The sequence below is a fragment of the Paenibacillus radicis (ex Gao et al. 2016) genome, from assembly GCF_014641555.1.
Classification (GTDB): Bacteria; Bacillota; Bacilli; order Paenibacillales; family Paenibacillaceae; genus Pristimantibacillus; species Pristimantibacillus radicis.
Window position 1 is genome coordinate 96952 of the sequence record NZ_BMHY01000002.1, and the last position, 20932, is coordinate 117883.

Consider the following 20932-nt stretch of genomic DNA (forward strand, 5'->3'; position numbering starts at 1 on the left):
GTGGCCGTTGAGGTTGAATTCGGCGCTGGAGACGGACAAAATGCTGGCGAATGCCTCTTTTTGTTGCGGTCTTTCCATTTCCATTTCTTATATTTCACATAAAAGATTCTCCACATATATTCCCGCGTCCAATACATGCCAGTCCGCTTCACGCCGCCCCGTTAACTGCATACCGATTGGTATGCCCTCTTGAGATAACCCAATTGGCAGTGTGAGTGCAGGCAGTCCCCATAAGTTGGCGAGTGGCGTGAACTCACCGTTTGCAGGCCTGCCCGGAATGAGAGCATCAATCGGGCCGGCCGTAACTGGGCAAGTTGGCGTTATTAGTACATCAATGTCTGCAAATAAGTGATCTATGATGTGCACGGCAGAATCACGCCAGGTCAGGCAATCCATATACTCCTTATCTGTAACAGCTTCCCCCGTACGCAAGTTGCTTCGCAACGGCTCGCTGTAGCCCTCCGTCCAATCCTGTAAAAGATTGCGATGCGTCGCATGCGCCTCATAATGGAGAATCGTCCATGTCTTTTCTTTAATGTCTTGAATGGGTACCTCCGTATCAAGCCACTGCACAGAAGCGCCTTGTAATTCAAGAGCATGAACGGCATTCTGTATCGCGTCGCGGACTTCCGGTTCGGTTGTTACTTCCAGATAGGCGAGAGAGACGCCGAACCTCGGCTGCACAACAGCATGCTGCTGCTTGGCATGACCGGAGCCCGAATCCAGCACTTGGAAAAGCAGAGCAGCATCTTCGGCATTTAGTGTGATGACACCCGCATGATCCAGCGATGGCGCGAGCGGTGTAATGCCTTCCAGACTAATGCGGCCAGGTGTCGGTTTGAAGCCTGCCGTCCCGCAAAAGCTTGCCGGCACCCGGACGGACCCGGCAGTATCTGTTCCGATGGAGCCAAGCGCGAATCCGGCAGCAACGCCTGCGGCGGAGCCAGAGCTGGAGCCGCCCGGTAATCTGCCTATATCGTAAGGATTTTGCACCGCTCCGTATGCCGGATGATGCTTCCCGTAAGCAAATTCATGCAGATGCGATTTGCCGATGATGACGGCGCCTACCTCAAGCAGTTGTTCCACTAAGTAAGCATGTGTGTCGGGTATGAATGGAGACTTGCGTCCCGAGCCGTTGGACAGCGGCACACCTGCATATCGGATCAAATCCTTGACCGATATCGGAATGCCGTGCAGCGGTCCGCGATCGAATCCGCTCTCCAGTTCTTTTTCCGCCTGCAAGGCCTGAGTACGCGCTTCTTCCGCCATAACGGTAATAAATGTGCGGTAGCGAGGCTCGTCCTGCGATATTCGCCCCAGTAGTAAATCCAGCAAAGCAACGGGCGAGAGGCTGCCGTCCCGAAACGCTCGCCCCGCACTTGCTATCGTCCATTGAACCATTCCGAACCTCCTCCTTCTTCAATCCAGCATAACCGAATAAAGCGGCAACAGGTTGAGCAAAAATTGCAGCAGGTTGCGATCATTGTCATCCCTTGTTTAAAAGTATAATGGTATTGCGATGTTGCTATATCCAACTTTACAACTCGGATAACCCGTACTATGATAGCAGAAAAGCAATGCTATTCCTCGTTTTGGTCGTTTCTGGCACTTCCCCAACTATAGGGGAAATGCCCGCTCATATCGTTTAGGCCGTCAAAAATAAGCACAATTAAATACAATTTGCTGTTCCACTCACTCAACAGGTTTATGAATCCGTTCAGAAAGAGGCGATAGACATGAAAAGCGGTTCTCCGAATGCATTTATCGATACACTGTACAAAAACAAGCTGTCCCAGGCATCCCATTTGCCGGAACCTATTCTCGAAGAGGACAGGCAGCGCCGCCGGGAAAGGCTGGCTGACATTCTTCGCATTCCTTTTTCCCGCTGGAGCGTGCCGCCTGCCGCAGAAGAGTCTGGAGGGAACGTGCCTGCTGCTATACGGACGGAACTGACCGATTGCGGCGATTATGTGCGGGAGAGAATCGAGCTGGAGACAAGGGACGGTTTGGTTATGCCGGTCTACGTCCTGCTACCCAAATCTGCCTCTGCGGACCAGCCGGTGCCGGCGGTGCTGGCCCTGCATGGACACGGCTACGGCAGCCGCGATCTTGTTGGCCTGACGCCAGACGGCAAGGATGTGTCTGAAGGAACGGGCATTCACAAGCATTTCGGATTGTCGCTGGTCAAGCGCGGGCTGGCGGTCATCGTACCGGAATTACTCGGTTTCGGAGAGCGAAGGCTGACCGAGGACAGTGAACTGGACGAATCCCCTGAGGATATGAAAAACTCCTCCTGCTATAAGCTGTCATCTTATTTGATCCATCTCGGAGAAACGTTGGCAGGCGTCCGTACGCTGGAAGCACTCATTGCTGCAGATTATGCGCTTGCCAGACCCGAGATACAAGGAGACGGTATTGGCGTCATGGGCTTATCAGGCGGCGCGTTCGTCGCCTATTTGGCCGGAGCACTGGATGAACGGCTGAAGGCCGTCGTGCTTAGCGGGTACACGAATACGTATGAAGACAGCTTCTTTTTTACCAAGCAGCATTGCTTATGCGACTACATCCCGGGCATTGTTGAACTCGGTGATATGCCGGATCTGATCGGGCTGATCGCTCCTCGCTCCTTATATCTGGAGGTCGGAAGGACGGATCATCTATTCCCGGTAGAAGGGGCGAGCAAGGCAGCGGATACGCTGAGCAAACATTATGAGCGTCTTGGCGCGGCAGACCGCTTCAAGCTCGACATCTTCGAGGGCGGACATGAAATTAGCGGCCTCCGTTCCTTTGACTGGCTGCACAAGGAGCTGACCGGGCAATGAGCCGCCTCGTCAATCCGGTTCCGCAGCTGGTCGAGCATAATTATCTGTTTCTGAATCGACATGAAACCCGGGAGGGCTACATGGAGATCATCAATGCCCATCAGGGCATCGAGATGGTGCTAGTGCTGGAAGGACACGGTCAGCTCATTCTGGAGCAAAAGGTGCATGCGATCGGTCCTGGCACGCTCATTTTCATACAGCCCTATCAGCTTCATCATTTTAAAATGGAGCCGCCCTATGTGCGGACGCCGATCATCTTTGATCCCTATTTATTCGACCGTTATGCGGCGATGTTTCCGGCGCTGCATGCTTTTTTCCAGCGCATATGGAAGGGCAAGATGGAGCGTCAAGTCTTCTCATTAAATGAGGAGGAGCTGCTTCGATTCGACTCGCTGTCCGGGCAATTCGAGCAGCGTCTGGCGGAAGTGGCGGAATACGAGCGTCAGGAGGAGCTGCTGCTGTTCCTGCTCGATTTCATGCGGTCGCTGCGCAAAATGTATGAACGAGCAGAGAGGCACCGGCAGTCCGAAGTAGTCGACAAACGCGAAGGCCGACATATCGAGCATATGATGAGCTGGATCGAGGAGCATTATCATGAGGAATTTTCGCTGGAAAAGCTGGCCGAGAGTCTGCATGTCTCGCCCTTCTACGCTTCACATTTGTTCAGCGAGGAGACCGGTTGTACACTCAGCCAATACATTATTGCCCGCAGGCTCCGCGAGTCCTGTCTGCTGCTGGCGGTGACAGACCGGCCCGTCGTACAGATCGGCAAGCTGACGGGGTTCAATAGCAGCGCGTATTTTTGCAAAACGTTCAAGAAGAAAATGGGACTGTCGCCGCAAGCATTCCGCAAACGGTCACGCCAGGTCTAAATTGAATATAGAGCGTTTCAGTTATGGAAAACGCCGGTGGTAAGCGGAGCAACGCAGCTCTGCACCGGTTATTTCCGCCTGCCCAATTTTCGCATCAACTGGCAGCTATTTTTGCAATAGAACCTACAGGGAGGAAAAGGGATGAAATATGCATTTAACACAGCCTCCGCCCCGCATCTTTCGCTGGCAGAGTTGTTAGAGGCGGCACGCCAATATGGATATGACGGCTTGGAAATCCGTAGCGGGGCCGGTCATGCTCACGGCATTGAGACGACAGCTGACGCAGAGCGTCGTGCGGAGCTCCGGTATGAAGCGGAGGAAGCGGGTGTAGCGCTGACAGCGCTTGGCATCTCCAGCCGATTCACAACTGCGGAAGATCAGGAAGACCAAATAACGGCGGCAGCTCAAGCTATTTTGCTGGCAAGGGATATGGGCATCCCTTACGTACGATTGTTTTGCGGCAGACTCGTTCCGGGAAGCGCATGGGATGAATCTTTGAGCAGAGTACTCGTCGCTCTAGAACGGCTGGCACCGATTGCGGCTGACGAAGGCGTCATGCTGCTTCTGGAAACCCATGATGACTGGTCGGCCCCGCATGTACTTGCCGATTTGCTCAGGCGCGCTAATCACCCGAGTCTGGGCGTTCTGTGGGACGTGCTCCATACGCAGCATGAAGGCAGAGCTTTGCCGGGAGAGGTCGTGCGGATGCTTGGTCCATGGATTAAACATGTGCATGTGCATGACGGAGTGGCTGGCTCAAGGGCGAACGGGCATCCGGATTACCGGGCGATCGGCAGCGGGGACATCCGGCATGCCGAAGTCATTCGCAGCTTGCGGGCTATCGGCTTTACCGGTTATTTAAGCGGGGAATGGTTCCAATGGGAGCCCTATGACATTCATTTGCCTAGGGAACGGGAAGCTTTGAGGCTCGCAGAACCATTGTCCAAGGAGGGAGAAGCGGATGGCTTTTAAAATATGTGTCGTCGGCTGCGGCGGCATCGCTTGGCGCGGTCATGGACCAGCGTACCGTCGTTATGCTGCGGAGCATCCGGTTACGGAGCTGGCAGCCTGCGTAGATATTGACCGGGAGAAGGCTTCCGCTTTCGCGGAGGAATTCGGATTCGCCCGGACCTACGATCAAGTGGAGGAGGCGCTGGAGAAGGAGCGTCCAGATGCGGTTTGTCTGCTCGTGCCTGCGCCGTATATTGCGGCGAGCGCCGCGGCGATTTTGGAGAAAGGGTATCCGCTGCTGATGGAGAAGCCGCCCGGTGTATCGAAGGAGGAAGCGCTGCAAATTTCCGCCGCTGCACGGCGTTCAGATGGAAGTGAGATTCCGAACCGGGTGGCGTTTAACCGCCGGTATATGCCGATTGTAGTACAGGCACGCAGTCTTGCTGAGCAATGGATGGACGAAGGCCGGCTTCATCATCTGGCGTACAATATTGGCCGGGTGGGCCGGACGGATGATGAGGACGCTTCGGTGACGCTCATTCACGGAATCGATACGCTGCGCGAGCTTGCAGGCTCAGACTATCGGGATATTCGTCTGCGCTACAGAAAGCTTCCTCATTTGGGAGCGGGCGTAACGAATGTGGCGCTGGCAGGAGAGTTTTGGTCGGGCGCTACGTTCAGCCTGAACTACTATCCGGTTGCAGGGGCAGTCTATGAGCGGGCCGAGCTGCTGGGCGAGAACGTGACGCTGCGGCTGAAGCTGCCTTTCTGGACCTCATATGACTCGCCGGGCAGCGTCGAGCTTTGGTCGGGCAATGGGCGGATAGCGGATGATGAAGGTGCTGCGGTTGCCGGACTGGAAGAGCCGTACGTCGTGAACGGTTTTTATGAGGAGAATGCCAGCTTCTTCAATGCCCTTCGGGCTGGAAGGAAGCCGACAGGCGGGATTGTCACGGCCATTCAATCCGTTGAAGTGGCGGAAGCAGTCTATCAAAGGGCGACCCGATACACGGGAGCGCTTATAGAGAGGGTTGAGGCGTAAGATGAACAGAAAAACGGCATCGTACGACGTCGTTGTGATCGGCGGCGGATTGGCCGGTCTTAGTGCAGCGATAGCGGCGGCCCGCGAAGGAGCGGCAACGGCTTTGCTGCAGGATCGCCCGGTACTGGGCGGCAACAGCTCATCGGAGGTTCGTGTAACGCCGCATGGCGCAGGGCGCTTCCATGCGTATGCCCGCGAGACGGGAATTGTGAGTGAGCTGACGATTGAGGATCGCGCGAGCAATCATGAGCAGTTTCACAATAACGGCTGGACGAACAGCGTATGGGACATGACGTTATACAATTTGGCGGTCCAGACCGATAACCTGACCCTTTATTTGAATACCGTCATTCGGGAGGTGCATTTGTCCGGAGAACGTGAGATTGCCGCTGTATCCGGCCATGTGCTGGGAACGGAGACGGAGCTGCGCATTGAAGGGCGTGTCTTTATCGACTGTACCGGCGATGGTACCGTTGCAGCGATGGCGGGCAATGAATGGCGAATGGGCTCGGAGGGCCGGGATGAGTATGGAGAGCCGCATGCACCGGAGTTGGAGAGCGGCGATACGATGGGCAGCTCGATTCATTTTCGGGCGCGGGATACGGGCAGGCCGGCTCCTTACCGAGCGCCGGAGTGGGCAGCGAAGTATGATGATCCGTCTTTCTTCTACAAGCATAATCGCAAGCCTCATGATATCCAGGCCGGCTACTGGTGGTTTGAACTAGGAACACCGTGGGATACCATTCATGACAACGAGACGATTCGGCATGAGCTTACGCGGCATGTTCTGGGCGTATGGGATTGGATCAAAAACAAAGACCCGCTGACTCGCGACAAAGCGGCGAATTACGCGCTCGATTGGATCGGTCAGGTGCCGGGCAAAAGAGAGAGCCGCCGCATTATGGGGCGTTATCTGATGACTGAGCATGATGTGCAGCAGGGGACGAAATTTCCCGATGAGGTCGCCTTCGGCGGCTGGTATCTGGATTTGCACATCCCGGGTGGGCTGCTGGCGCCGACGAGCGACTTGCCGGGCGCAAGCGAAATCATTAGTCCATACGGAATTCCGCTGCGTATTCTGATCGCCAAAGATATAGACAATCTGATGATGGCTGGCCGCAACGTCAGTGTGACGCATGCAGCTTTGGGCACGGTTCGCGTCATGTCTACGACCGCGATTATTGGGCAAGCCGCTGGAACCGCTGCGGCTGTTGCGCTGCGGCGGGGAATCGCCATTACCGATGTGCCCGAACTGGCGATCGCCGAGGTGCAGCAAACGCTGCTTCGGCGCGGATGCTTCTTGCCGAACGTCGAGAATGCCGATCCGATTGAGCTTGCCCGCTTAGCCGAAGCTGTCGTCGCCAGCAGCGAGGACTTGTTAGCGGAGGTGGAGCCGGATCATGGTGCTGCGGATTCGCTGGATATCCGGCGGAGTCAATGGGTGGCAGTGCGCGGCCCGCTTGAACGAATCGGGATGTGGATTAAGAATGAAGCAGATCAGCCTCAGGAGCTTAGATTGGAGCTTCATCGGTCCGAGCATATTTGGGATTATGAGGTGAAAGGGAGCGGAATTGTTGCGGGGGAGGACTTCACGGCTGAGCCGGATACCGAGCATCAACCGTTGGCTGCTGCCCGGCTGGAGGTTCCAGCAGGCTATGCGGGCTGGCAGTATTGGCCGCTGAAAGCAGGAGGCGATGATCAGGGAGGTTTCCCTGATGAAGGATATATCCGTCTTGATCTGCTCGGAACGAAGGAACTGTTCTGGCATCACGCAGCAAGCGTACAGCAGGCGCTCCCTTCGGCAAGCGAGCTGGAGCCGGGTCGTCTGCGGAGCCATGCGGATGGACTTACGATGAGCTTTGCAGTATCACCGCCACAGCCGGTGTTTGCTGCGGCCAACGTGACGAACGGCGTAGCCCGGCCGCATCGGGCTGCCAATTTGTGGCGCTCGGCGAAGGGGCAGCCGCTGCCGCAATGGCTGGAGCTGCGCTGGAGCCAGCCGCAGCGTATTGGAACGGTAGAATTGACGTTTCCCGGCAGTCTGCTGCAGGACCATAACCGGTATCCTGCTTTTTTCCGCGAGCCCGATTGTCCGCGTAACTATAGCATCGAGGCGTGGGACGGGAAAGGCTGGCGGACAGTGCTGGAGATTTTGGACAATTATCAGCGGCATGTCTCCCACCGTCTGCCGGAACAGATAGTGACGGAACGGATTCGGATCGTCGTACACGAGACGAATGGCGGTACAGAAGCTTCAATATATGAGGTACGCTGCTACGAAATATAACGGGATTGTCATCCCATAACAGTATATTGGCATCCTTTAAAAACCTACTTTACAGCTAGGTTAACTAAGTAATATGATGTGGGCATGCGAGAGGCCACGCGTAATTAAACAGCCAAGGAGCGATTGAAATGTTGAAAGTAAAAGGCATCTTTATCCTTACCGTATTAATTCTGGCGTTAGCCGTATCCGGCTGCTCTAGTGAAAAAGACAATAAATCCGAGGGTTCGCCATCCGCTAGCCCGGCTGCAGCCGAGAAGACCTCGCTGGACAAGCTGAAGGAAAAAGGCGAATTTATTATCGCAACTACGGGGACGTATCCGCCTTATGCTTTTCACGAGGAAAGCAGTGACCGTCCGTTGACGGGATTTGATATCGAGCTGTTAACTGAGGTTTGGAACCGGGTGGATGGCGTGAAGGTGACGTTCAAGGAAGCGGAATGGGATGGCATGCTGGCAGGTCTGGATGCGGGCCGCTTCGATTCCATTCATCAGATCGGGGTAACAGAGGAGCGTAAGGCGAAGTATGATTTTGCCGATCCGTACCTGATTTCGTACCCGACGCTGATCGTGCTGGACGAGACGAAGGATATTAACAGCTTCGAGGATTTGAAAGGGAAGAAAGTGTACGGCAACAATACGAGCATTTACGGCAAGCTGGCCGAATCCTACGGCGCGGTGCTCGTTCCTGAAGGGGAGAGCCTGGAGCTGCTCAAAACGAAACGGGTTGACGCAATCATTTTCAACAATTTATATTTCCTTGAACTGAAGAAAAGCCGTCCGGACTTGAAGCTGCGGGCAGCCGACGAAGCAGACACACAGGAGATTGTGGCATTGCCGCTCGTGAAGGGCGGAGACGGAACGGTTGAAGCGGCCTTTAACGAAGCGCTGAAGGGCGTCAAGGAGGACGGCACGTACGAGAAGCTGTCGGTCAAATGGTTTGGAGAAAATGTATTGAAATAAGCAGGAAAGGGGGGAAACGGCATGAGTCAGGAGCGCGCAGAACGATTATGGGACGTTTTCCTCCACTCCCTGTGGCCGCTGCTGCAGGGAATGCTCAAATATACGATACCGCTGTCGATTCTTTCGTTTGGGCTGTCGCTCGTATTTGCACTGATTATCGCATTGGCCGGATTGTCGTCTAAGCCTTACTTGCGGGCGCCAGCCCGGTTCTACGTGTGGATCGTCCGCGGAACGCCGATTCTCGTGCAATTGTTCATTATCTTCTACGACTTGCCAAGCGTGGGCGTCGTGCTTCCGGCATTTCCGACAGTCGTTATCGCACTTACCGTATCGGAGGCCGCCTATAGTTCGGAAATTATGCGTTCTACGATCAAGTCACTGTCACAAGGGCAATGGCGGGCAGGCTATTCCTTGGGGATGACCCCTTTCCAGGTGCTGCGTCGGGTCATCCTTCCGCAGGCCGCCCGGATTAGCATCCCGCCGCTAGGCAGCCAGTTCATCAGCTTGTTCAAAACCTCGTCGCTTGCAGCGCTTGTCACCTTGCCGGATTTATTCGGTGTGGCGAAGCAGATTGCAGCGACTACGTTCGAACCGATGCTGCTCTATATCGTAGCCGCCGCCTACTATTTGGCGATTTGCTCTGTACTGACGATCGGACAGCATCGGCTGGAGAAGAAATTCGGGAAGTACTCCCTATGACAGAGGGGAAGGAAGGAGGAGGATACTGCTATGTTAACGATCTCGCAGCTGCGTAAAAGCTTTGGAACGACTGAGGTGCTTCGGGGCATCGATCTGCATGTTGCCAAAGGGCAGACGACTATTGTAATCGGACCTTCCGGTTCCGGAAAGTCGACGCTGCTGAACTGTGTCAATTTGCTTGAAATTCCCGATGCCGGCAGGCTTGAATTAGACGGTCTGGAGATGGGTTTCGGAGATGGAGGAAAGAAACGAATCCGCGAATTGACCCGTTTTCGGCAGAAGACCGGCATGGTGTTCCAGAGCCATCAATTATTTCCTCACCGGACCGCGTTGGAAAATGTGATGGAGGGACTCATCGTCGTTAAACGATGGAACCGCTCCGACGCCGCGCAGCGTGGCAAAGCGCTGCTTGCCAAGGTGGGGCTAGGCGAGTTTGCCGACCGCTATCCGGCGCAATTGTCCGGCGGCCAGCAGCAGCGGGTGGGCATTGCCAGAGCGCTTGCGATGGAGCCGGCGATTCTGCTGTTCGATGAACCGACGTCAGCGCTTGATCCTGAGCTGGTCGGCGAAGTGCTGCTCGTAATGAAGGAGCTGACCCGCGAAGGGATGACGCTGATCGTGGCGACGCATGAGATGAATTTTGCCAGAGAGGTCGGGGATCGTGTCATCTTTATGGAGAATGGCATGATCTCCGACGAAGGGACGCCGGAGTATATATTCGAAGGGAGCCGCAATGAGCGGGTGAGGCAGTTTTTGAGCCGCTTCGATCGGGGAGCTGCAGCTTCCTCCTCTGACTCTGTGCTTACTGGAAACTAAGCGTTCAGTCGAATACGGGAGTATGAGCTGGAGTTGAAGCTGAAGGACAACTACGACGAAATGGATGGTGATAGCAATGACGTCCAAACGCAGACAAATTAAGCTTGGTGCGATGATACACGGCGTCGGGTCCAGTGTAAGCGCATGGCGCCACCCCGATGTCCGGCCGGATGCGAGCATTACGTTCGATTTTTACCGCCGGGAGGCTTTAATTGCGGAAGCAGGCAAGCTGGATCTTGTGTTTATCGCCGATGTTCTGCATATTAACGAGAATTCGACGCCCCACTTCGTCAATCATCTGGAGCCGTTGACGCTGCTGTCTGCGCTGGGGGTCGCTACCTCGCATATTGGCTTGGTCGGCACCTTGTCTACGACATACAGCGATCCTTATACAAGCGCTCGACAGCTCGCTTCCATCGACCATATTAGCGGCGGAAGGGCGGGCTGGAACGTCGTAACTACCGGCATGTCAGCAGCGGCGCTTAACTTTGGCAAGTCGGAGGCGGAGCATCCGGGGCATGATCAGCGCTACCGGATGGCGGCGGAGTATTTAAACGTTGCACGCGGTTTATGGGATTCGTGGGAGGATGACGCGTTTGTAAGGGACAAAGAGAGCGGTGTCTTTTTCGATGCGGACAAGCTGCACACGCTGAATCACCGCGGGGAGTTTTGCGCGGTGAAGGGGCCGCTTAACATTAGCCGATCGCGGCAGGGTCAGCCTGTTATTTTTCAAGCGGGCTCTTCGACGGACGGGCAGAACTTCTCGGCGGTTCATGCCGATGCGGTCATGCCGGGCATTACCAATTTGGAAGAAGCTCGGCGGTACTATAAGGAACTGAAGCGCAAGGCTGGTAAAGCGGGACGTGACCCTGATCAGTTGATCGTGATGCCTAGCGCAAGCATCGTGGTTGGCCGGACGAGGGAGGAGGCGGAGGAGAAGTACGCTAAGCTCGCTTCATTAAAGACGTTCGAACAGGCGCTGAAATACTTTGCGCAGTTTTTCGATTTTTACGATTTTACGCAATATCCGCTGGACGGCCCTTTCCCGGATGTGGGGGAGCTGGGGCGCAAAAGCTTCCAGAGCTTCACCGACCGCGTGAAGCGGGAGGCACGGGAGCGCGGCTTGACGCTGCGCCAGACGGTGCTGCAGTTCTCCGGCTCGAAGCCCGAATTTTTCGGCTCGCCGGAAGAAGTGGCCGACCGCATGCAGGAGTGGTTCGAGACTGGGGCTGCCGACGGATTTATTTTGCATAGCGATGTACCAGGCACGCTGGCCGACGTAACGGAGCTGGTCGTGCCGATTCTCCAGCAGCGGGGATTGTTTAGAATAGATTATGAGAGCGATACGCTGCGAGGGAATTTGGGGTTGAAGGTGCCGGTGAACCGGTATGAGCGAGGATAGAGGGAGAGTGCCTGGGTTTTTTTGAGTAACTATAGAATTTATTTCGTTAAGTGCGGTAGTGATTCTTAGGGGGAAATCTGGAATATCAGGCTCCTACTTTTTTGTGTCTGGTTTGGGGAACTAGGAGATTAATTAAAGTACCTTCCATAATAGAAAGATTATCGTTCTCTTGTGGAATATATTGAGTTTAATTACGGTTTTACCATGATGTTAAACGATCTATTGCGATTTAATAAAGAAGTTCTATGGTGGTAGGGTAATACTTTTATGTTACTGAAACTATGACTATTTATCAGGAGTAATAGTAATCAACTAGAAATATGTGGTGGTTTAGTGTGGCAACCACTAAAATAATAATAAGATCTCAATTAGTGACATAAAGTTGCTGGGACATAGCGAACATTCTGAATAATGAGAAATGAAAGAGTAGCTACATTACAATTGATTGTTTGATAAATTCGGAAGGGGGTTGCAAAATTGGGTAATAATGCAATATCTATGAATGTGAATAAGTCAGTACTTATCAATGATCTGAAGTTAAAGCAGTTTAGTAATACTACAATATTTAGAAGAGATAGGATTTTCGTCCTTTCGCCCTCGTCACAGAATGAATATCAATGGTTTGATATCCGTCGGGCTAATTTGAATCGGTACATAGCACAAGAGATGAACGGGCACTTAGTAGTCAGATTTAAAGAAAATTTATTATGGGCAAACCTAAGTCTTTTTGTTAATTCGATGATTACCGAGGAAAGCATTGTATATACTTCTAGTATTCGAGAGCACTGGAAGTTTAACATTGTAATAAGTGATGAACGATACTTAGCAGTAAATAGAAAGAGTAAACAAATATGCGAACTATCGCTTCTGTCTGTTCAGCAACTAAAAGATAAAGTGTACTAGGCTGGAATATGAAAAGACCCTAGAAGGTTTCCTTCTCAGGGTCTTTCGTTTGCTGAATACTACACTAACATAGTGAATTATACTGTAAAGAATAACCTAACGAAAATAATACTGATTACAGGTGCATTTTTTGATAGAATAAGAAGACATATAACTATTGAAGGTGATGCGTAAATGTACAATATAATCGATTTATTTAGTGGCTGCGGAGGTCTATCCTATGGATTTGAACTAGCTGATTATCAAACTCTTCTTGGCTTGGACTTTGATGAAGCTGCGGTTAAGAGTTTTGAACATAATCATAAGGGATCGTTAGGAGTTCATGGTGATATTACGCAAATAACGGCAGAGGACATTTATGGGAAAATTGGCGGCAAACAAATTGATGTGATTGTAGGCGGCCCGCCATGTCAAGGAATGTCGTTATCTGGCCCTCGAAAATTTCACGATCCTAGAAATCAACTTTATCTATCGTACATCAGACTTGTAGCAGAAATTCAACCTAAAGCTTTTGTTATTGAAAACGTACCTGGTCTTATAGGGCTTTATAAAGGTGCTATAAAAGAAAGTATTCTAGAGGAGTTTGCTAACCTAGGTTATACTGTTTCTTACCAAGTCCTTAATGCCGCTGAATTTGGCGTGCCACAAGCACGGAGAAGAGTTTTCTTTGTCGGAATTAAAGGCAGCGATAAGAAGTTTCAATTTCCAATACAAACACATTTCTTTGAGCATGAATGGATTACTGCTGAACAGGCGATAAGTGATCTCCCTCTGTTAGAAGACAGTTTTGGAAACGAAATAGAGCATTATATAAGTAAACCAATGAATGAATTTCAACAATATGCACGCAGGAATTCAAATCATGTGCTAAATCATCAAGCTACGAACCATAGTGAAGTAACTAAAAAAATAATTTCGCTAGTTCCTGAGGGAGGTAATTATAAAGATCTTCCTGAAGAATATAAAGGTACACGAAGATTTAATGTTGCTTGGACAAGATATCATAGCCAAAAACCAGCGCCTACAATTGATACGGGACATCGGCATCATTTTCACTTCAAGTGTAACAGAGTGCCAACTGTGAGAGAAAATGCACGATTTCAATCATTCCCTGACGATTTTGTATTTTTAGGCAATCGAACTCAACAATATCGTCAAGTTGGCAATGCAGTGCCTCCATTATTAGCAAAAGTAATAGCTGATGCTTTAAAACCATATCTTTCGTAACAGGAGATGAATTAGATTGTATCAGATACCCAATCAGTTTTTCCTAAGATTACATCATCCCCGTCCAAGATTTAAAACTGAAATTGAGGATGTACTCATCTACCTTGCTACTGAGATAACTGCAATTGGAAAGCAACGTAATGAGGTGTTCAAACGTGCGTTAAATAATGCAATAAGAAGATATGGCGAAAATATTACCAGTAAAAAGAAAACAGTTGATAACTGGAGGACAGAAATCGATGCACTCTTTGGCTTCATTATTGATGATGGCGAGTTCTCTATTCCAAGTAAAAGAGCTGTTGAACTTGCAACTCAGCAGGATTTAGTTAAGTTCTTTAAGTTGTTCTGCTATCACTTTCAGTATCCTGGAGGTTTTGTAAAGCCTAAGAACAATCTTGAATTTATAAAACACGAGGTGGATTTTAAACCTGTTCACTACATTCTTAATATGCTGAATAGGGCTGAACAGGACACTGGAAAACGCGCAGGTATAAACAAGGCAGAGGCTACACATTGCATATTTAATGATCTCCGAGTAACTAGAGACAATAGAGAGATTTTAGATACATGGAAATTGATTATGGATAATCGTGAAGTCGATATGCTGTATAATTGGAAAGGAGATGCTATTCGATACGCAGGTGACATCCTGGACTATGCCGTTCAAGCAAACTTACTCGTCAAGCGGCAGAATAACATGTATTACATCAATCATGTTGAAGATCTAACCATTCAAAGATTTCTAAGTCCAGCACCTAGCGATCATTTTGATTATTATGCTCAGTTGCCATCAGTCAGTAGTGTCACACTAGAAGATGTGAAAAAGCTTGAACTGAAATGGGTTGAGTACTTTAATACAGACAGAGAAGACTCATTTTTCGATACTGATATTCTTGCACTTATTTCAGATGGATCTACTGAGAATTATGAAGCATTGAAGCAAAAGGTTGAAAGTATTGATGATATCATCGAAGCAGGAGAAATGAGTAGTACAGGTGTTATCGGATCGGTTGGAGAGAGCTTAATCATTCAGCACGAACGAATTAGGATATCGAATGAAGGACGGCCTGACTTAAAACACTTGATTAAGTTAATCCCCCCTGTTTATGCTGTTGGATACGATATTAATTCAGTAGAAGCTGATGCAGTAAAAAGATTAATTGAAGTTAAGACAACTGCTAGCCCAAAGCCAGTTGACTTCAAACGATTTCATCTTACGCCTAACGAGTGGGATGCAGCGAAGTCCTACGGTGAGAAATATTATGTATATCGTTTGATGGTTACAAAAGGAAGTATAAAACTTAGATTGATTAAGGATCCAATAGCTCAATACAAATTAGGGAATATTGACATTTCAGTCAGAGACGGTGTAGATGTAACTATTGATCCTAGTAAATGCGGTCAGGAAGTAGAACTACTAAGATAGGATGATGTATTATGTACACCCTTGCATCTTTATTTACAGGTTGTGGCGGCGGTGACCTTGGCTTAAAGGGCGGATTCACTTTCATGAAAAAGAGATATTCTCGCTTACCCTTTAGTCTTGTATATGCGAACGAGATTAACGAGAAAATTGCTGATATTTTTAATGGAAACTTTTCTGCCGAGGCAGATGTGCGTGACATAAGGAATGTCAAGGATCATGAGATTCCAAAACATGATGTTCTTGTAGGCGGATTTCCATGTGTTTCTTTCTCAATTGTGGCACAGAATCCAAAGCGATTAGGTATAAAAAATGATGAATCAGGAATGCTGTTCTTTGAGATGTGCAGAATACTTCGTGATAAGCAGCCGAAAGCTTTTATCGCTGAAAATGTGAAGGGTCTCCTATCTGCTAACAAAGGGGAAGCGATTTCTTTAATTATTGATGCGTTTTCGAAGTGTGGGTATAAAGTAAAGTATGAAGTACTAAACGCTGCTGACTACGGAGTTCCTCAAAATAGATACCGTGTAATCATTGTAGGTATTCGAAATGACATACAATCAGAGTTTTCTTTTCCCGAGCCTACGCACAACCAAAGGGGAGAGAATAATCGGAAGAAGCACATTCCTTTAGGTGATATAATATTTTCAGAATCGGAAGTTGATGAGAAGTATTTTTTTAGTGAAAAGGCTGTGCAAGGTATGTTAAACGCCAAAAAGGATATGAATAAAGGAAGAGCGCAGGAATTGGATAGACCGTGTAATACAGTTGGAGCTCATTTAGCTAAAGTAAGTTTGAACAGCACGGACCCTGTTCTTATGATAAACGGTAATTATCGCAGATTTACTCCGCGAGAAGTTGCGCGTATTCAATCTTTTCCTGACTCATTTCAGCTTGTTGGATCTGAAGGTACACAATATAGAGCTCTTGGTAACGCAATACCGCCTGTTCTTATGTGGCAAGTTGCAAAGGAACTTGCTGAGACCTTAAAAAGAGCAGAAGAATGCAATGAAGTAGCATTAATCAAGATAAGCTAATTTTTTATTAAGAAGTGAGAATAGAATGGCTGATAATCTCAGTACGGGTGCCAGAAGTGAAAATATGCGTGCAATACGTTCTAAAGGAACAACTCTTGAAAACAAAGTTGCAAAGGAACTGTGGCAAAGTGGGATAAGATACCGCCGAAATGTAAAAGATTTGTACGGTAGTCCTGATATATCAATAAAAAATATAAGCTCGTTATTTTTTTGGATTCATGCTTTTGGCATGGTTGCCCAATTCACTATAGGTTACCTAGTACAAATGTAGATTATTGGTCAAATAAAATAAATAGAAACAAAGTGCGCGATGTTAAGGTGACTAATTACTACAAGGATCGTGGCTGGTCAATACTTAGATTCTGGGAGCATGAAATAAAACAAGATATAACATTAGTAATTGATACAATTATTAAATTGATTGATAATGAGAAGCAAGTAAAGGGTGGCTTTAATGGCAAAGCTTGAATTGTATTATGAGAATAAAGGTATTAAGAGAATACCTACATGTTTATTATTGAAAACTGAATCAAAAGAAATTGATAGTACTACCAATTGTCTCTATTTTAACTACAGTGAATTTGAACTTAAACATATTAGTAATTTAAAAGAAGATTCAAAACGAATTACCGTAGAACCTGAGGATATTAAGAATTACAGATGGGATTCAGGATACTTAGCTTTAAGTATTCCTAGAATATGGGGTCGATTGAACTCTATCATGTTAAAGGAAAAAAAGACTGTACTTAGGTTGTATGAACCAACAGAATTTCTTCTGAAAATTGATGATGTTAATGTAGTTTGTAATAAGGAGGAACGTGAGTGGCTCAACATCTGAAGAGAAGTAGAATAAAACAGAGGTTGTCTTACTCAGTTTGCTTGATATTAATATTGTGAGTACACCCTTAGAAGTGTAGCGAAATATTTGGACAAGGGGACCAATCGCCTCACCTCCGCCATGTAAAATTAATCCGCATTGAAGTGACCCCATAAAGATAGACATATTATAAAGCTAGGCGATTAGCTGGGAGTGTGTGCGGTGTTGTACCGGACTCATGCCTTTTAATGTGCGATACCTTCAAATTTTTTGAAAACAGAAATTCAGATTTCATGATGCCAAGAAGTTCTCAATGACGGCGTTGTCTTAGCAGTTGACTTTACGGGACATACTTTACTTGATACCGATATTTCTTCATATGTACCACGCACTTTAGGGACAGGGAAAAGTTGATTTGCATATGAAAATGGTTAACAAGTATCGTGCAGATGCACATGCAAAAGAAATAGCAGATGATGACTTTATGTTGTTTAGAGTTTGTGTTAAATGGCTTGAGGAATATACTGATAACTTTCTAGATTGATGATAATCATATAACTATTAATAAATGGCGTAAATTGACAATCTGTCTCCACCATAGAAATCCACAACTGTCAGAAGTTGTGGATTTTTGCGATTTACCGTTTTCAATCATTTGGAGAATTCGAGCCTCTCTTCATATGAAAAGAGGACAGAAGGTTTAGGGTCGATGCATATAATTAACTCTGATACTTTCCTTTTTCTTATAAGCATGTTGTTCCGGATATGTATGATTATTACCTATCGAGGCGACACAAAATTGGGTGGTGCCACGTGTGCCCACAAAAAAGATGGGAAAAATGTTTATCGGTGGGGCGTGGTCTTCAGGCAGGCTCCTCTACAGATGGGTAGGGTTTAATATATAGAATTGTGTATTAGTTATAATATTATCGCATAATAGAAGGACGTCTTAATTAGTTAACTTTTAATATAAGGAGAAAAACATTGGCTTGGAGCAAATTGAAACAAAATCTAGAAAGCTTTCTCTGTCCTGCGTTATATGGAAGGGTGGAATACCGTGCAACCAGCTATCGTTATTTACTTGATAAAGCGGGAATTTGTTATATTGCTGTAGATAAGAAGAACGTACTCAATATGAGTGATGCAACGAATCCCATTAGATGGTATCAGACGGAGCAGGATATTAAAAATGACCCGGATATCCAAATTCCTATCAATAGTGAAGAGATTGAAGCCGTCAGAAAAGATACCAAGGGGACTGTTCCGGAGGATCGCCTAAAGGTAATTGCAAGAAATAGAAAAATACAAGTGCATGCCAAGGAGCTTTTGGCCGCACAGTCAACACTGAGTAAATCAAACTTTATCGTTGTCGCGACTAAGTTTCTAGCCAGTTCTATCGAAGAAAGCATTGAGAGCGATGATATCTTATTGAACGTTCTGGCTTTAGTTGACAGGCGCGTTGGGAAAAAGCGGATTTTGAACATGAGAGATAAGATGAAGCAGAAGCATCCCATTGTGCAGTATTTTTATGAGCTACGGGTGAGTACGTCCTGAAGATAAATTAACACATTCCCTCGTCAGTATACGCCGCTTTTTCTGTTGCTCTGTCCATCGCTCCCCCTTGACTTCCCCGCCCCCAATCCCTTATAATCCCAATAACTTAAATATTCAGAAAAAAGCGATGAAGAGAAAGAGTACCAAGGCGAAGTCTTTGTACAGAGAGCCCCGGCTGCTGAAAAGGGGTAAAGAATAACCTTGGGAATATGGTCTTGGAGCTGCGCATCGAAACCTCATGTGGTTGTAGGCTGCGCCGGAACCCCGCACCCGTTAACGTGCTAGGGTATAAACGCGAACCGCGTCGTACCTGAAGAGGTCAATGTCGTAAGGCATTTGATAAAATTGGGTGGTACCGCGTGAGTTCAGCTCTCGTCCCTTTGGGATGAGGGCTTTTTGTTTTGTCCACAAAAAAGGAGGGGCTTACATGGGAAAAGTATTTATCGGCGGGGCATGGCCTTATGCCAACGGTTCATTGCATTTAGGGAGGCTGGCAAGCTTATTGCCGGGAGATGTGCTGGCGCGTTATTTTCGTGCGAAAGGTGAAGAGGTGCTGTACGTATCAGGCAGCGATTGCCACGGTACGCCGGTTGCCGTTCAAGCCATTCAAGAGGGCGTCTCTCCAGGAGACATCGCGGACCGGTACCATCAAGAGTTTGTAGATTGCTTTCAGCAATTGGGATTCACTTATGATCTATACACGCGCACGGATCAGCCTTTTCATCATCAGGTCGTGCAAGAGCTGTTTCTGAGCTTGCTGAATAATGGATATTTGTATAAAAAGACGGTCCTGCAAACATATTGTGAGACCGATCAACGTTTTCTGCCCGATCGATACGTGGAAGGGACATGTCCAGTATGCGGCAATCGCGCCAGGGGCGATCAATGCGATTACTGCTCGACGCTGCTCGATCCGTCTGACCTGACAGACAAGACCTGCAAAATCTGCGGCAATCCTCCCGTTGATCGTCCGACTGAGCATTACTATTTGGCGCTCTCCCGATTTCAAGCGGAATTGACGCAGTACGCGGCCGAGTCGCAAGGCTGGAAGGATAATGCCTTACAGCTGACCCGACGCTACTTAGAGGAAGGATTGCAGGATCGCGCCGTTACCCGTGATTTGACCTGGGGTGTGGACGTTCCGGTTGAAGGCTTCGAGGATAAAAAAATCTACGTCTGGATCGAAGCCGTCAGCGGCTATTTATCTGCCAGTAAGCAGTGGGCTGCCGAGACAGGCGGCAGCTGGGAGGACTTCTGGTCTCTAGATCAGACTGAGCTGACCGCTTATTATGTGCATGGCAAAGATAATATCCCATTCCATGCGGTCATTTGGCCTGCACTGCTCATGGGCGCTGGGGAACTCCATTTGCCGGATCGAATCATATCCAGCGAATATATGACCCTTGAAGGAAAGAAGTTCTCGACCAGTAATAACTGGGCAGTCTGGGTGCCGGATATGCTGAGCCGTTATCAGCCAGATTCTATCCGTTACTTTCTGATTGCGAACGGCCCTGAGAACCGGGATACCGATTTTTCATGGCGGGAATTCATTCATAGCCACAACGGTGAATTGCTTGGCGCGTTCGGCAATTTTGTGAATCGTACGCTGGCCTTTATCGACAAGTCGTTCGAAGGGCTTGTTCCGGATGGCGAGCTCAGCGAGGAGTGGGAAACCGCAATCGAGCAGCTTTATGACAAGTCCGGAGCACTGATCGAAGCGGGGCGGTTAAAAGAAGCCATTGAGCTTATTTTCAGCTCCGTTCGGCAGGCTAACAAATTCTTTGACGAGCAAAAGCCGTGGGTTCAGATCAAGGAAGGCCGGGCAACATGTGGCATCACGTTGAACGCTTGCGTGCAAATCATAGCGAATCTGGCCAATCTGCTTAATCCGTTTCTCCCCTTTGCTTGCGAACAAATTAGAGGATTTCTCAGCCTGCCGCAGCCATCATGGACGACAGTCTCGGTTTCAGCCCACCGCGAAATTCATAATCTGAAGCTTTTGTTCGAGCGGATCGACATCGGCCGAATTGAGGAAGAAACCGCCGCATTGGAGGGGCAAAAGCGATAGTCAGTTCAATACAACGGGCCATCTCTCAACGATGGCTCGTTTCTTTTAGTTTC

At 48.7% G+C, this 20932-nt stretch carries 18 protein-coding genes and 1 other annotated feature; of the genes, 17 read left to right on the top strand and 1 reads right to left on the bottom strand.

From position 1 onward, the window contains the following. Window positions 1–87 precede the first annotated feature (87 nt). Entirely contained in the window at window positions 88–1401 is a 1314-nt protein-coding gene (locus IEX98_RS06075) for an amidase (RefSeq protein WP_188888059.1), read from the bottom strand. A 335-nt stretch (window positions 1402–1736) separates the two neighbouring features. On the opposite strand from IEX98_RS06075, the gene IEX98_RS06080 reads away from it, so the two are divergent. The 17 genes from IEX98_RS06080 to metG all read left to right on the top strand — a co-directional run bounded on the left by IEX98_RS06080 (window position 1737) and on the right by metG (window position 20879). Then, window positions 1737–2822 (top strand): dienelactone hydrolase family protein, encoded by a 1086-nt coding sequence (locus tag IEX98_RS06080; protein ID WP_188888060.1) that lies wholly within the window; start codon window positions 1737–1739, stop codon window positions 2820–2822. After that, on the top strand, window positions 2819–3694 hold the full coding sequence (locus tag IEX98_RS06085; RefSeq protein ID WP_188888061.1) for a helix-turn-helix transcriptional regulator: 876 nt from the start codon (window positions 2819–2821) through the stop codon (window positions 3692–3694). The genes IEX98_RS06080 and IEX98_RS06085 overlap by 4 nt, the downstream gene beginning before the upstream one ends. A 141-nt stretch (window positions 3695–3835) precedes the next feature. Further along, window positions 3836–4666, top strand: coding sequence for a sugar phosphate isomerase/epimerase family protein (locus IEX98_RS06090; protein WP_188888062.1), 831 nt, complete (start codon window positions 3836–3838; stop codon window positions 4664–4666). Beyond that, window positions 4656–5687 (top strand): Gfo/Idh/MocA family protein, encoded by a 1032-nt coding sequence (locus IEX98_RS06095; protein ID WP_188888063.1) that lies wholly within the window; start codon window positions 4656–4658, stop codon window positions 5685–5687. The genes IEX98_RS06090 and IEX98_RS06095 overlap by 11 nt, the downstream gene beginning before the upstream one ends. Before the next feature lies 1 nt (window position 5688). After that, window positions 5689–7974 (top strand): FAD-dependent oxidoreductase, encoded by a 2286-nt coding sequence (locus IEX98_RS06100; protein ID WP_188888064.1) that lies wholly within the window; start codon window positions 5689–5691, stop codon window positions 7972–7974. Between the two features lie 128 nt (window positions 7975–8102). Continuing rightward, a complete protein-coding gene (locus IEX98_RS06105) occupies window positions 8103–8933 on the top strand; it encodes a transporter substrate-binding domain-containing protein (protein ID WP_188888065.1) in 831 nt (276 codons plus the stop codon). A gap of 21 nt (window positions 8934–8954) precedes the next feature. Then, entirely contained in the window at window positions 8955–9632 is a 678-nt protein-coding gene (locus IEX98_RS06110) for an amino acid ABC transporter permease (protein ID WP_188888066.1), read from the top strand. Window positions 9633–9662: 30 nt separating this feature from the next. After that, complete coding sequence (locus IEX98_RS06115) at window positions 9663–10448, top strand: amino acid ABC transporter ATP-binding protein (protein WP_188888067.1); 786 nt, start codon at window positions 9663–9665, stop codon at window positions 10446–10448. A gap of 76 nt (window positions 10449–10524) precedes the next feature. Continuing rightward, entirely contained in the window at window positions 10525–11850 is a 1326-nt protein-coding gene (locus IEX98_RS06120) for an LLM class flavin-dependent oxidoreductase (RefSeq protein ID WP_188888068.1), read from the top strand. A gap of 1077 nt (window positions 11851–12927) precedes the next feature. Continuing rightward, window positions 12928–13980, top strand: a complete 1053-nt coding sequence (locus tag IEX98_RS06125; RefSeq protein ID WP_188888069.1) for a DNA cytosine methyltransferase — start codon at window positions 12928–12930, stop codon at window positions 13978–13980. Between the two features lie 16 nt (window positions 13981–13996). Next, on the top strand, window positions 13997–15406 hold the full coding sequence (locus IEX98_RS06130; RefSeq protein WP_188888070.1) for a protein NO VEIN domain-containing protein: 1410 nt from the start codon (window positions 13997–13999) through the stop codon (window positions 15404–15406). Window positions 15407–15417: 11 nt separating this feature from the next. Next, window positions 15418–16440, top strand: a complete 1023-nt coding sequence (locus IEX98_RS06135; RefSeq protein WP_188888071.1) for a DNA cytosine methyltransferase — start codon at window positions 15418–15420, stop codon at window positions 16438–16440. A 25-nt stretch (window positions 16441–16465) separates the two neighbouring features. Beyond that, window positions 16466–16711, top strand: coding sequence for a hypothetical protein (locus tag IEX98_RS29410; protein ID WP_308421749.1), 246 nt, complete (start codon window positions 16466–16468; stop codon window positions 16709–16711). A 47-nt stretch (window positions 16712–16758) separates the two neighbouring features. Further along, window positions 16759–16908 carry a DUF559 domain-containing protein gene (locus IEX98_RS29415; RefSeq protein WP_308421750.1) on the top strand — a complete coding sequence of 50 codons (150 nt, stop codon included), beginning with the start codon at window positions 16759–16761 and terminating at the stop codon, window positions 16906–16908. Then, entirely contained in the window at window positions 16895–17278 is a 384-nt protein-coding gene (locus IEX98_RS06145; protein ID WP_188888072.1) for a hypothetical protein, read from the top strand. Before IEX98_RS29415 ends, IEX98_RS06145 begins: the two co-directional genes overlap by 14 nt. Window positions 17279–18241: 963 nt before the next feature. After that, the gene (locus tag IEX98_RS06150; RefSeq protein WP_188888073.1) at window positions 18242–18811 is read left to right on the top strand and encodes an SF0329 family protein; all 570 of its coding nucleotides are present in this window, start codon (window positions 18242–18244) and stop codon (window positions 18809–18811) included. A 118-nt stretch (window positions 18812–18929) separates the two neighbouring features. Next, window positions 18930–19194: a binding site (T-box leader), on the top strand. 44 nt (window positions 19195–19238) lie between these two features. After that, window positions 19239–20879 (top strand): methionine--tRNA ligase, encoded by a 1641-nt coding sequence (gene metG, locus IEX98_RS06155; RefSeq protein WP_188888074.1) that lies wholly within the window; start codon window positions 19239–19241, stop codon window positions 20877–20879. The last annotated feature ends 53 nt before the right edge of the window (window positions 20880–20932 follow it).

Coding starts and splice junctions, on each gene's coding strand:
- IEX98_RS06075 (WP_188888059.1), bottom strand. CDS start 1,401: ATGGTTCAATGGACGATAGCAAGTGCGGGGCGAGCGTTTCGGGACGGC.
- IEX98_RS06080 (WP_188888060.1), top strand. CDS start 1,737: ATGAAAAGCGGTTCTCCGAATGCATTTATCGATACACTGTACAAAAAC.
- IEX98_RS06085 (WP_188888061.1), top strand. CDS start 2,819: ATGAGCCGCCTCGTCAATCCGGTTCCGCAGCTGGTCGAGCATAATTAT.
- IEX98_RS06090 (WP_188888062.1), top strand. CDS start 3,836: ATGAAATATGCATTTAACACAGCCTCCGCCCCGCATCTTTCGCTGGCA.
- IEX98_RS06095 (WP_188888063.1), top strand. CDS start 4,656: ATGGCTTTTAAAATATGTGTCGTCGGCTGCGGCGGCATCGCTTGGCGC.
- IEX98_RS06100 (WP_188888064.1), top strand. CDS start 5,689: ATGAACAGAAAAACGGCATCGTACGACGTCGTTGTGATCGGCGGCGGA.
- IEX98_RS06105 (WP_188888065.1), top strand. CDS start 8,103: ATGTTGAAAGTAAAAGGCATCTTTATCCTTACCGTATTAATTCTGGCG.
- IEX98_RS06110 (WP_188888066.1), top strand. CDS start 8,955: ATGAGTCAGGAGCGCGCAGAACGATTATGGGACGTTTTCCTCCACTCC.
- IEX98_RS06115 (WP_188888067.1), top strand. CDS start 9,663: ATGTTAACGATCTCGCAGCTGCGTAAAAGCTTTGGAACGACTGAGGTG.
- IEX98_RS06120 (WP_188888068.1), top strand. CDS start 10,525: ATGACGTCCAAACGCAGACAAATTAAGCTTGGTGCGATGATACACGGC.
- IEX98_RS06125 (WP_188888069.1), top strand. CDS start 12,928: ATGTACAATATAATCGATTTATTTAGTGGCTGCGGAGGTCTATCCTAT.
- IEX98_RS06135 (WP_188888071.1), top strand. CDS start 15,418: ATGTACACCCTTGCATCTTTATTTACAGGTTGTGGCGGCGGTGACCTT.
- IEX98_RS29410 (WP_308421749.1), top strand. CDS start 16,466: ATGGCTGATAATCTCAGTACGGGTGCCAGAAGTGAAAATATGCGTGCA.
- IEX98_RS06145 (WP_188888072.1), top strand. CDS start 16,895: ATGGCAAAGCTTGAATTGTATTATGAGAATAAAGGTATTAAGAGAATA.
- metG (WP_188888074.1), top strand. CDS start 19,239: ATGGGAAAAGTATTTATCGGCGGGGCATGGCCTTATGCCAACGGTTCA.